19 protein-coding genes and 1 pseudogene are annotated in these 9,623 nt (G+C 43.5%); all 20 read left to right on the top strand.

Annotated elements, in window-relative coordinates:
• Positions 1–18 precede the first annotated feature (18 nt).
• Positions 19–431 (top strand): annotated as a pseudogene (gene rplP / locus ACLQ6D_RS17935) (50S ribosomal protein L16).
• Positions 431–622 (top strand): 50S ribosomal protein L29, encoded by a 192-nt coding sequence (rpmC, locus tag ACLQ6D_RS17940; protein WP_411728683.1) that lies wholly within the window; start codon positions 431–433, stop codon positions 620–622. Before rplP ends, rpmC begins: the two are co-directional and overlap by 1 nt.
• Before the next feature lies 1 nt (position 623).
• Entirely contained in the window at positions 624–887 is a 264-nt protein-coding gene (rpsQ, locus tag ACLQ6D_RS17945; protein WP_411728684.1) for a 30S ribosomal protein S17, read from the top strand.
• Between the two features lie 36 nt (positions 888–923).
• Entirely contained in the window at positions 924–1,292 is a 369-nt protein-coding gene (gene rplN, locus ACLQ6D_RS17950) for a 50S ribosomal protein L14 (RefSeq protein ID WP_411728685.1), read from the top strand.
• Between the two features lie 9 nt (positions 1,293–1,301).
• The gene (gene rplX, locus ACLQ6D_RS17955; RefSeq protein WP_411728686.1) at positions 1,302–1,619 is read left to right on the top strand and encodes a 50S ribosomal protein L24; all 318 of its coding nucleotides are present in this window, start codon (positions 1,302–1,304) and stop codon (positions 1,617–1,619) included.
• Positions 1,620–1,632: 13 nt separating this feature from the next.
• A complete protein-coding gene (rplE, locus tag ACLQ6D_RS17960) occupies positions 1,633–2,172 on the top strand; it encodes a 50S ribosomal protein L5 (RefSeq protein ID WP_411728687.1) in 540 nt (179 codons plus the stop codon).
• A gap of 9 nt (positions 2,173–2,181) precedes the next feature.
• Positions 2,182–2,487, top strand: coding sequence for a 30S ribosomal protein S14 (gene rpsN / locus ACLQ6D_RS17965; RefSeq protein ID WP_411728688.1), 306 nt, complete (start codon positions 2,182–2,184; stop codon positions 2,485–2,487).
• Positions 2,488–2,518: 31 nt separating this feature from the next.
• A complete protein-coding gene (gene rpsH / locus ACLQ6D_RS17970) occupies positions 2,519–2,914 on the top strand; it encodes a 30S ribosomal protein S8 (RefSeq protein WP_411728689.1) in 396 nt (131 codons plus the stop codon).
• A 12-nt stretch (positions 2,915–2,926) separates the two neighbouring features.
• Positions 2,927–3,460 (top strand): 50S ribosomal protein L6, encoded by a 534-nt coding sequence (gene rplF / locus ACLQ6D_RS17975; protein ID WP_411728690.1) that lies wholly within the window; start codon positions 2,927–2,929, stop codon positions 3,458–3,460.
• A gap of 7 nt (positions 3,461–3,467) precedes the next feature.
• Positions 3,468–3,821, top strand: coding sequence for a 50S ribosomal protein L18 (gene rplR, locus ACLQ6D_RS17980; RefSeq protein WP_411728691.1), 354 nt, complete (start codon positions 3,468–3,470; stop codon positions 3,819–3,821).
• Positions 3,822–3,830: 9 nt separating this feature from the next.
• Positions 3,831–4,337 (top strand): 30S ribosomal protein S5, encoded by a 507-nt coding sequence (gene rpsE, locus ACLQ6D_RS17985; RefSeq protein WP_411728692.1) that lies wholly within the window; start codon positions 3,831–3,833, stop codon positions 4,335–4,337.
• A 4-nt stretch (positions 4,338–4,341) separates the two neighbouring features.
• On the top strand, positions 4,342–4,527 hold the full coding sequence (gene rpmD / locus ACLQ6D_RS17990) for a 50S ribosomal protein L30 (protein WP_411728693.1): 186 nt from the start codon (positions 4,342–4,344) through the stop codon (positions 4,525–4,527).
• Positions 4,527–4,961 (top strand): 50S ribosomal protein L15, encoded by a 435-nt coding sequence (gene rplO, locus ACLQ6D_RS17995; RefSeq protein ID WP_411728694.1) that lies wholly within the window; start codon positions 4,527–4,529, stop codon positions 4,959–4,961. Before rpmD ends, rplO begins: the two co-directional genes overlap by 1 nt.
• On the top strand, positions 4,962–6,284 hold the full coding sequence (secY, locus tag ACLQ6D_RS18000) for a preprotein translocase subunit SecY (protein WP_411728695.1): 1,323 nt from the start codon (positions 4,962–4,964) through the stop codon (positions 6,282–6,284). It abuts the gene before it with no gap.
• 35 nt (positions 6,285–6,319) lie between these two features.
• Positions 6,320–6,433: a 50S ribosomal protein L36 gene (gene rpmJ / locus ACLQ6D_RS18005; protein WP_411728696.1), complete on the top strand. Its 114-nt coding sequence runs from the start codon at positions 6,320–6,322 to the stop codon at positions 6,431–6,433.
• A gap of 76 nt (positions 6,434–6,509) precedes the next feature.
• Complete coding sequence (gene rpsM / locus ACLQ6D_RS18010) at positions 6,510–6,866, top strand: 30S ribosomal protein S13 (RefSeq protein WP_411728697.1); 357 nt, start codon at positions 6,510–6,512, stop codon at positions 6,864–6,866.
• Between the two features lie 21 nt (positions 6,867–6,887).
• On the top strand, positions 6,888–7,274 hold the full coding sequence (gene rpsK / locus ACLQ6D_RS18015) for a 30S ribosomal protein S11 (RefSeq protein WP_411728698.1): 387 nt from the start codon (positions 6,888–6,890) through the stop codon (positions 7,272–7,274).
• A 16-nt stretch (positions 7,275–7,290) separates the two neighbouring features.
• The gene (gene rpsD, locus ACLQ6D_RS18020; RefSeq protein WP_411728699.1) at positions 7,291–7,911 is read left to right on the top strand and encodes a 30S ribosomal protein S4; all 621 of its coding nucleotides are present in this window, start codon (positions 7,291–7,293) and stop codon (positions 7,909–7,911) included.
• A 21-nt stretch (positions 7,912–7,932) separates the two neighbouring features.
• Positions 7,933–8,946 carry a DNA-directed RNA polymerase subunit alpha gene (locus ACLQ6D_RS18025; RefSeq protein ID WP_411728700.1) on the top strand — a complete coding sequence of 338 codons (1,014 nt, stop codon included), beginning with the start codon at positions 7,933–7,935 and terminating at the stop codon, positions 8,944–8,946.
• Positions 8,947–8,960: 14 nt separating this feature from the next.
• Positions 8,961–9,329 carry a 50S ribosomal protein L17 gene (gene rplQ / locus ACLQ6D_RS18030; protein WP_411728701.1) on the top strand — a complete coding sequence of 123 codons (369 nt, stop codon included), beginning with the start codon at positions 8,961–8,963 and terminating at the stop codon, positions 9,327–9,329.
• Positions 9,330–9,623 lie beyond the last annotated feature (294 nt).

Raw genomic sequence — 9,623 nt, forward strand, 5'->3', positions numbered from 1 at the left:
AAGTAAAGGGACAGAGTAATGCTTCAACCAAAAAGAACAAAATTCCGTAAACAGCATAAAGGTAGAAATAACGGTATTGCCGTACGTGGCTCATCTGTCAGTTTGGCGAGTATGGATTAAAGTCAATCAGTCGCGGTAGGCTGACTGCCCGGCAAATCGAATCTGCCCGTAGGACGATTACCAGGCACGTCAAGCGTGGCGGCAAGATTTGGATACGAATTTTCCCTGATAAGCCAATCACCAAAAAACCTTTAGAAGTTCGTATGGGAAAAGGCAAAGGTAGTGTAGAATACTGGGTTGCGCAAATTAGGCCTGGAACCATGTTGTACGAGATACAAGGCGTTTCTGAGGAGTTGGCGCGTGAGGCGTTTACCTTAGCGGCGGCTAAGTTACCATTGAAAACACTTTTCACCGCTCGGACGATAATGTAATGAAGGCAAAAGAATTACGTAAGAAGACCAAGGATGAACTGGGCGTTATGCTTATCGATCTTTCCAGGGAAAGATTCAACCTGAAGATGCAAAAAGGGACAGGACAGCTTGCCAGGCCGGATCAGGTCAAAAAAGTAAGGCGTGACATCGCTCGAGTCCATACCCTCATCATCGAAATCGCGAGATCGTAAAATGACTGAAAACGAAGTCAAACTGCGGACAATAACCGGTAAGGTTGTCAGTAACAAAATGGACAAAACCATAACGGTATTGGTTGAGCGTGTAGTCAAGCATCCGGTTTATGGCAAATACATTAAACGGTCAACCAAAATGATGGCGCATGATGAACAAAATGTTTGCCAAGAAGGCGATGTGGTTTCGATTACTTCATGCAGGCCGTTATCCAAAAATAAGACCTTCAAATTGGTTGCAATTTTGGAAAGCGCCAACCGGTAAGTGTTGCGGTCAATTACAGTTAATTAGGAAAAAGTCATGATTCAGATGCAAACAAACCTTGATGTTGCCGATAATAGCGGCGCTAAGAGGGTCATGTGTATCAAAGTGTTGGGAGGCTCGCATAGGCGTTATGCCGGTATTGGTGACATCATTAAAGTCAGTATAAAAGATGCAATTCCTCGTGGACGGGTAAAAAAGGGAGAGGTTTATAACGCGCTGGTTGTTAGGACCCGTAAAGGTGTCCGCAGGGCGGATGGTTCAGTCATTCGTTTTGATGGCAATGCGGCGGTGATCCTTAACAATAACTTGCAGCCATTAGGAACCCGTATTTTTGGGCCGGTAACGCGCGAATTAAGGGGTGAGAAGTTCATGAAAATTATCTCCCTGGCTCCCGAAGTGTTATAGGAGAGTTACATGCAAAAGATTAGAAAAGATGATGATGTCGTTGTTCGCACCGGAAAAGATAAAGGCAAAAGTGGCAGGGTCACCCAGGTTTTGAAAGACAACAAAATCATGGTTGAGGGAATCAATCAGGCTAAAAAAAACCAAAAGCCAAATCCTAACGCTGGGGTAACTGGTGGCATTATTGTCAAAGATATGCCGATTAATATCTCAAATGTTGGCCTTTACAATCCAACGACCAAAAAAGCGGATCGTATCGGATTCAGGTTCTTGGAAAACGGAAGGAAAGTTCGATATTTCAAGTCAACAAATGAAATTGTTGATGTGTAAGGTGTATTAAATCATGGCTAGACTAGAATCCGTTTATAAAGAGACCATTCTTCCAGAATTGGTAAAACAGTTTTCCTATAAGTCCGTAATGCAAGCCCCACGGGTTACCAAAATAACCCTCAATATGGGTGTGGGAGAGGCTGTTGCAGATAAGAAAACACTGCAATCCGCTGTCGCCGATATGGAAAAAATTTCGGGACAAAAGCCGGTTATTACCTTGGCAAGAAAATCAATTGCAGGTTTTAAGATACGGGACGATATGCCGATAGGTTGCAAGGTAACTTTGCGTAGCCAAAGGATGTATGAGTTTCTTGATAGGCTTATTAATATCTCTATCCCCAGAATCCGCGATTTTAGGGGATTAAGCCCAAAAAGTTTTGATGGGCGCGGCAATTATTCAATGGGCGTTAAAGAGCAAATCATTTTCCCGGAAATTGATTATGACAAGATAGATGCGCTACGTGGTATGGACATTACCATTACAACGACCGCGAAAACTAATGAAGAAGGCTTGGCGTTGTTAAAGCTCTTTAATTTTCCGTTTAAGAATTGAGATTTAGATATGGCCAAAAAATCTATGATTGCCCGTGAACACAAGCGTAAGAAGCTGGTGCTGAAGTACGATACAAAACGTAAAGCAATAAGGGAAATCATTAGGGATCCCAATGCGACGTATGAGCAAAAAGAAGTTGCTCATTTACAGCTACAAAAATTGCCAAGGGACTCAAGCGCAACCAGAATACGGAATCGCTGTGCTATCACCGGTCGCCCACATGGTTACTATCGCAAATTCGGTCTTAGCAGAAACAAATTACGGGAAGCGACCATGCGCGGTGATGTGCCTGGTGTTGTTAAGGCAAGTTGGTAATTTGAGATAGTAACGGTTTGGAGACAAAAGAATGAGTATGACAGACCCAGTGGCAGATATGTTGACGCGGATCAGGAATGGCCAATCTGCTGGGAAAAAATATATAAAACAACCTTCCTCAAAACTAAAGCTATCAATAGCTAAAGTATTAAAAGATGAAGGTTATATAACCGATTTTAGCACTGAAACATCCGGTAGCCACACCGAGATGACCGTTGACTTGAAGTACCACAAAGGTGTTCCTGTGATTGAAAAAATCAATAGAATTAGTAGGCCAGGATTGCGTATCTATAAATCAAAAGATGATCTGCCGAAAGTGTTAGGCGGACTAGGTATTGCAATTGTTTCAACATCCAATGGCGTTATGACAGACAGGGCTGCTAGAGCCAAAGGTCATGGCGGTGAAATTATTTGCACAGTTTGTTAATGGTGGCGTTTTATGTCAAGAATTGCTAAGGCACCCGTTACAATCCCAAAAGGTGTTGATGTCAAGTTGAATGGCAACAATATGACCGTCAAAGGGAGTAAAGGCCAGTTGTCATTTGATTTTAACCCAGCGGTTGAAATAACTGTTTCTGATAACGTTATTCAGATGCAGTGGGACAAAGATAACAAAGACTCCATTGCCCAGGCTGGAACAGCACGGGCCATTGCCAACAGTATGGTGATAGGGGTATCTGATGGCTTCGAAAAGAAGTTGGCCCTGATTGGCGTTGGTTACAGGGCACAAGCTAAAGGCAATGTCCTTAGTTTGTCGTTAGGTTACTCCCATCCATTTGACTTTGAAGTTCCGGCTGGAATTACGATAGAAACACCTTCCCAAACTGATATCGTCGTTAAAGGAAGTGACAAGCAGCAGGTTGGCCAAGTGGCTGCAAAGATTAGGGCTTATCGGCCACCCGAACCATATAAGGGCAAAGGTGTCAGATACGCCGATGAGAATGTGGCTAAAAAAGAAGCTAAGAAGAAGTAGGTCAGCTGTGGATAAGAAAAATACCCGGTTAAAACGTGCGACCAAATTGCGCTGCAAAATTAGGCAGTTGAAAGCAATTCGCTTATCTATACACAAAACATCCCAGCATATTTATGCACAAGTCATAAGTGGGGATGGAACAACAACCTTGGCTAGCGCTTCTACCAACCAATCAGAAATTAAAAGCGGATTGAAAAATACAAGCAATATCACCGCTGCCTCAGAAGTTGGAAAGCATATCGCCCAAAAAACCATTGCCGTGGGCATTACAGAAGTTGCGTTCGACCGTTCCGGTTTTAAATACCATGGTCGTGTTAAGGCTTTAGCAGATGCTGCTCGTGAAGCCGGATTAAAGTTTTAGGAGAATAAAATGGCTACAGCACCTGCACAAGGCAGTACAGATGGTTTGCAAGAAAAACTGGTTAACGTTAGGCGCGTTGCCAAGGTTGTGAAAGGCGGTCGTGTATTCGGTTTTGCTGCACTTACCGTTGTTGGCGATGGTGAAGGCCGTGTTGGCTACGGGGTCAGTAAAGCGAGGGAAGTTCCCATAGCCATACAGAAATCGCTAGAACAAGCCCGTAAGAATATGCGTAAAGTTTCATTGAAAGGCGATACCTTGCAGTACCCGATTATGAACACGACGGGCGCGGCTAAGGTTTATATGCAGCCGGCATCTGAGGGTACTGGAATTATAGCCGGTGGCGCGATGCGAGCAGTGTTTGAAGTCGTCGGTGTCCATAATGTCCTGGCTAAGTGCATAGGCACAAATAACCCGATTAACGTGGTTAGGGCAACCATCAATGGCCTGACCGGAATGCATAACGCAAGTCAAATAGCGGCGAAACGCGGTTTGACCGTAGAAGAAATTATTGGATAGGGCAATGGCTAGTAATAAGTTAAGCGTTACGATGACAAAAAGCAAATTCGGAAGGTTGCCTGTGCATCAAGCATGTTTAAAAGGATTGGGTTTGAGGAAGATCAACCAGACAGTTGAGGTTCTTAACACGACGGAAAACCAGGGTATGATTAAAAAAATATCCTATATGTTGAGAGTCGAGGAAAAATAATGTTTTTGAACACTATCCAAGCAAGCGAAGGATCGAGGAAAAAGGCCAGGAGAGTTGGCAGGGGGATCGGTTGCACCTTAGGCAAGACTTGCGGGAAAGGCCATAAAGGTCAGAAAGCCCGAAGCGGCGGTTTTCACAAAGTTGGCTTTGAGGGTGGTCAAATGCCTTTGCAACGCCGTTTACCTAAAATTGGTTTTCGGTCAAGATCGGCCAAGTATTCGGCAGAAGTGAGGCTGAGTGAATTAGATAAACTTGATGTGGATATCGTTGATATTGGCGTATTGGTCGAAAATAACATAGTCCCTGCTTTTACGAAGAAAGCGAAAGTCATCAAGTCCGGCGAAATAAAAAGATCAGTCACACTCAAAGGTGTTAATGCGACGAGTGGCGCAAAGCTTGCGATAGAAGCGGCTGGTGGCAAGGTCGAGTTCTAAGTGAGCACGCCAAAAACTGCGTTAAACTACAAACCAGGTGGTTTTTCCGAGTTAAATGCCAGGCTGCTTTTCGTATTTGGCGCGTTTGTTGTTTATAGGATTGGTGCCCATATACCTGTGCCTGGAATAGATCCAAAGGCGCTACAGGTGATGTTTGAGCAACAGGGTGGTTCTATACTCGATATGTTCAATATGTTCTCCGGTGGTGCCTTGATGCGCTTAAGTCTCTTCGCTCTCGGCATTATGCCTTACATCTCGGCTTCAATCATCATGCAGTTGATGACGGTTGTCATTCCAGCCATGGAACAACTGAAAAAAGAAGGCGAATCCGGAAGAAAAAAGATTTCGCAGTATACAAGGTACGGCACGGTCGTATTGGCCACTTTCCAAGCTATTGGAATATCTTTGGCACTACAGAATCAGACGGCTGGCGGCTTGTCAGTAGTATTGAGCCCCGGAATTAGTTTTATCGTTATTACGACGATAACCTTGGTGACCGGCACAGTTTTCCTGATGTGGTTGGGTGAACAGGTAACCGAGCGCGGGATTGGTAATGGTATCTCCTTGATTATTTTTGCTGGTATCGTTTCTGGACTGCCAAAAGCTATTGGCGGGACTTTGGAACTCGCAAGAACCGGTGAGATGAACGGTGGATTTATCATTCTCTTGTTCTTGTTGGCAATATTGGTTACTGCGCTAGTGGTTTTTGTCGAAAGAGGCCAAAGACGCATTCTTATTAATTATCCAAAAAGGCAACAAGGCCGAAAAATGTATGCCGGGCAGACGAGCTTTTTACCTTTGAAGTTAAACATGGCAGGGGTTATCCCACCTATTTTTGCTTCCAGCATTATTTTATTTCCTGCGACCATTGCCGGTTGGTTTGGCAATACCGATGGCTTCACATGGCTACAGGATATTGCGACCATGTTGTCTCCAGGCCAGCCCGTGTATGTTATGTTCTATGCAACCGCCATTATTTTCTTTTGTTTTTTCTACACAGCGTTGGTCTTTAATTCAAAGGAAACTGCGGAAAACCTGAAAAAATCTGGCGCATTTCTGCCGGGGATTAGACCTGGTATACAGACAAGTTCATATATAGACAAAGTGATGACGCGCCTGACTTTGATAGGCGCTATCTATATCACTCTAGTTTGCCTGTTGCCTGAGTTTCTAATTGTTTACTGGAATGTTCCATTTTATTTTGGCGGAACATCCTTACTCATTATCGTCGTGGTTGTGATGGATTTTATTTCACAGATGCAGACTCATCTAATGTCCCAGCAGTATGAAGGGTTGATGAAAAAAGCAAATCTGAAAAAATAAATTATGAGATGAATGAAATATAATAGGAGTTAGTTGTGAAAGTACGTGCCTCAGTCAAAAAAATTTGCAGAAACTGCAAAGTTGTCAAAAGAAGCGGTGTTGTCAGGATTATCTGCGTAGATGGAAGACATAAACAACGTCAAGGATAGAGGCAGTTATTGCCGTAATATTGCAATAATGCTAGAATTTTAGGTTAACTTTAGAATCCTATCAGGGGAGTACTAGATGGCACGTATTGCCGGGATAAACATACCAGAACATAAACATGCGGGGATCGCGTTAACCTCGATTTATGGTATTGGCCGTCAGACAGCAAGCGAGATTTGCGGTAAAGTCGGCATTTTGCCGTCTATAAAGATAAAAGACCTGACTGAAGATCAGTTAGAGTCTATTCGTAGTGTAGTGTCCAAAATGACGGTTGAAGGCGACCTGCGCCGTGAAGTGTCCATGAATATCAAACGCTTGATGGATCTGGGCTGCTATCGCGGAATTAGGCACAGACGCGGTTTACCTTTAAGAGGTCAGCGCACCAGAACAAACGCACGTACCCGTAAAGGGCCGCGCAAACCTATTAAAAAATAAGATAGCAATAAGGTCTGATTAATGGCAAGTCCAGCACGTACAAGAAAACGGGTAAAAAAGGAAGTGGCAGATGGCATCGTTCATGTCCATGCTTCATTCAACAATACCATCATAACGATTACAGATAGAAAAGGTAATGCATTGTCGTGGGCGACATCGGGAGGCTCCGGTTTCCGTGGCTCCAGAAAAAGCACCCCATTTGCTGCCCAGGTAGCTGCTGAGAAAGCTGGTACCATCGCGTTAGAATTTGGCATGAAAAATCTTGATGTGCTGATTAAAGGCCCAGGCCCTGGACGTGAGTCAGCCGTACGCTCCTTGAATAATTTAGGGTTCAAAATTAACAACATCATAGATGTGACGCCTATTCCCCACAATGGTTGCCGTCCACCTAAGAAACGCCGCGTGTAATTAAGGATCTGTATAAATGGCAAGATATCTTGGCCCCACTTGTAAATTAAGTAGAAGAGAAGGAACTGACCTTTTTTTAAAGAGCAGGGGTAAATCTTTAGAGGGTAAATGTAAGCTTGACCAAAGGCCTGGTCAACACGGTACAAAACGGAACAGAAACTCTGATTATGCGCTCCAGTTAAGGGCTAAACAGCGTTTGCGCAGAATTTATGGCATTTTAGAAAAGCAATTCAGGAATTACTATAAATCTGCCGATATGAAAAAAGGCGCAACAGGCGAAAATCTGTTGAACATGCTCGAATCAAGACTGGACAACGTCGTCTATCGTATGGGTTTTGCCGCCACGAGAGCTGAAGCAAGACAGTTGGTTAGCCACAAGTCTATACAAGTTAACGGCGCGTTAATTAATATACCCTCGTATCAACTGTCAGTTGGCGATATGTTGTCAGTTAGGGAAAAAGCGAAAAAACAGCAACGGATTGTTGATGCGTTAGTTGTGGCTGAACAATACGGTTTTCCTGCTTGGGTTGAAGTTAATCCAAAAACCATGACGGGGACATTTAATTCTTTACCGGATCGTGTCGATCTGGGTAGCGATATCAACGAACAGTTGGTCGTAGAATTATACTCTAAATAATTGCGGTTCTGAGGAAGATACATGCAGAATTCTTTTGCTGGCTTGTTAAAGCCTCGGTTAGTTGAAGTTGTAAGCAAAACACCTAATCATTCCAGGATAGTCATCGAACCTTTGGAAAGAGGTTTTGGACATTCTTTGGGTAATGCCCTGAGAAGGGTGTTACTTTCTACCATCCCAGGGTGTGCCGTAACAGATATCGAGATTGAAGGTGTCCAACACGAGTACACGACTATCGAAGGGGTTCAAGAAGATGTCATTGATATTTTATTGAACTTAAAAAAATTGGCAGTAGTGCTTCATTCAAGGGACGAAGTTGAACTGGCGCTGACAAAGAATGGAGAAGGTAGTGTTACTGCTGCTGATATTTCATTGCCGCATGATGTAGAAATCATAAACCCAGATTTGGTTATTGCTAATTTAACCCAATCCGGTGTTTTAAACATGAAAATCAGGGTTCGCCGTGGTAGAGGCTATGAACCATTTAGTGTCCGCAAGGCAAATTCGGACTATGTTCCTGTAGTTGGTGCTTTACATCTAGATGCTTCTTATAGCCCTATTGCTAAAGTTGCATATTATGTTGAGAGCATGCGTGTAGAGCAACGGACTAATTTAGATAAGCTGATTATTGAACTGGAAACCAATGGCACCGTTGATCCAGAGCAAACCATAAAATTGGCGGCAACGATACTGCATGACCAGTTATCAGTATTCGTCGATTTCGAACGGGTAGTCCATCCACAAGTTGAGGATGCCCCTGTTATTGAGAATGATATTGATCCGGTATTGTTGCGGCCTGTTGATGACCTTGAGTTGACGGTACGTTCAGCAAATTGCTTAAAAGCGGAAAATATATTTTACATTGGCGATTTGATTCAGCGCACTGAAGTTGAGTTATTGAAGACCCCTAATCTTGGCAAAAAATCACTGACAGAAATAAAAGACATCCTGGCTTTGAAAGGGTTGTCCTTGGGTATGCGTTTAGATAACTGGCCGCCAGAAAGCCTCGCTGACCAAACCCACTCAATAACGCACTAAATATAGGTTTAACCATGAGACATCGTAAAAGCGGTAGACAACTTAATATGAATAGTAGCCATAGAAAGGCTCTATTTAGTAATATGGCTAACTCATTGTTCAAACATGAGTTGATCAAAACGACATTACCAAAAGCAAAAGAATTGCGGGGTTTTGCCGAACCCTTGATTACCTTATCGAAAGAAGATAGCGTGGCCAAAAGACGTATTGCTTTTGCAAGATTGCGTGACCGCGATATGGTAACTAAATTATTTAATGAGTTGGGGCCACGTTATAAAACTCGTCCCGGTGGCTACCTTAGAATCATGAAGTGTGGTTTCAGGCCAGGTGATGATGCGCCTATGGCTTATGTGGAGTTGGTTGATAGACCTGAGTCTCAATAAGTAACCATACAACAGATATAAAAAAACCGGCATTGCCAGTTTTTTTATATCTGTTGTTGCTAAAGTTATTGAGAGTATTTACCTAAAGATAGATAATGTCTTTTCTTGATAAGCCAGGAATACATGGGGTTGCGTTAGCTAAATCCAAAGCTTGATGGTTGCATTGGACAGGCCTTCGCAATGGGCGACCACTTTGGTGCGCCGTGTCATCCGGCCAAGATGGTGTCGGGTGTCGCTGTCGTCACGCCCAATTGCCACCGTATGGGCTTTGCCGATGACGTGCCGCGCTTTGGG

The organism is Methyloglobulus sp., assembly GCF_046714055.1.
In the GTDB taxonomy this organism is placed as follows: Bacteria; Pseudomonadota; Gammaproteobacteria; order Methylococcales; family Methylomonadaceae; genus Methyloglobulus.

Bases quoted from the DNA above. Each gene is read 5' to 3' on its own strand.
- rpmC (WP_411728683.1), top strand. From the start codon at position 431: ATGAAGGCAAAAGAATTACGTAAGAAGACCAAGGATGAACTGGGCGTT.
- rpsK (WP_411728698.1), top strand. From the start codon at position 6,888: ATGGCAAGTCCAGCACGTACAAGAAAACGGGTAAAAAAGGAAGTGGCA.
- rpmD (WP_411728693.1), top strand. From the start codon at position 4,342: ATGGCTAGTAATAAGTTAAGCGTTACGATGACAAAAAGCAAATTCGGA.
- rplQ (WP_411728701.1), top strand. From the start codon at position 8,961: ATGAGACATCGTAAAAGCGGTAGACAACTTAATATGAATAGTAGCCAT.
- rplF (WP_411728690.1), top strand. From the start codon at position 2,927: ATGTCAAGAATTGCTAAGGCACCCGTTACAATCCCAAAAGGTGTTGAT.
- ACLQ6D_RS18025 (WP_411728700.1), top strand. From the start codon at position 7,933: ATGCAGAATTCTTTTGCTGGCTTGTTAAAGCCTCGGTTAGTTGAAGTT.
- rplO (WP_411728694.1), top strand. From the start codon at position 4,527: ATGTTTTTGAACACTATCCAAGCAAGCGAAGGATCGAGGAAAAAGGCC.
- rpsE (WP_411728692.1), top strand. From the start codon at position 3,831: ATGGCTACAGCACCTGCACAAGGCAGTACAGATGGTTTGCAAGAAAAA.
- rplN (WP_411728685.1), top strand. From the start codon at position 924: ATGATTCAGATGCAAACAAACCTTGATGTTGCCGATAATAGCGGCGCT.
- rpsD (WP_411728699.1), top strand. From the start codon at position 7,291: ATGGCAAGATATCTTGGCCCCACTTGTAAATTAAGTAGAAGAGAAGGA.
- rpsH (WP_411728689.1), top strand. From the start codon at position 2,519: ATGAGTATGACAGACCCAGTGGCAGATATGTTGACGCGGATCAGGAAT.
- rplX (WP_411728686.1), top strand. From the start codon at position 1,302: ATGCAAAAGATTAGAAAAGATGATGATGTCGTTGTTCGCACCGGAAAA.
- rpsQ (WP_411728684.1), top strand. From the start codon at position 624: ATGACTGAAAACGAAGTCAAACTGCGGACAATAACCGGTAAGGTTGTC.
- rpsN (WP_411728688.1), top strand. From the start codon at position 2,182: ATGGCCAAAAAATCTATGATTGCCCGTGAACACAAGCGTAAGAAGCTG.
- rplE (WP_411728687.1), top strand. From the start codon at position 1,633: ATGGCTAGACTAGAATCCGTTTATAAAGAGACCATTCTTCCAGAATTG.
- rpsM (WP_411728697.1), top strand. From the start codon at position 6,510: ATGGCACGTATTGCCGGGATAAACATACCAGAACATAAACATGCGGGG.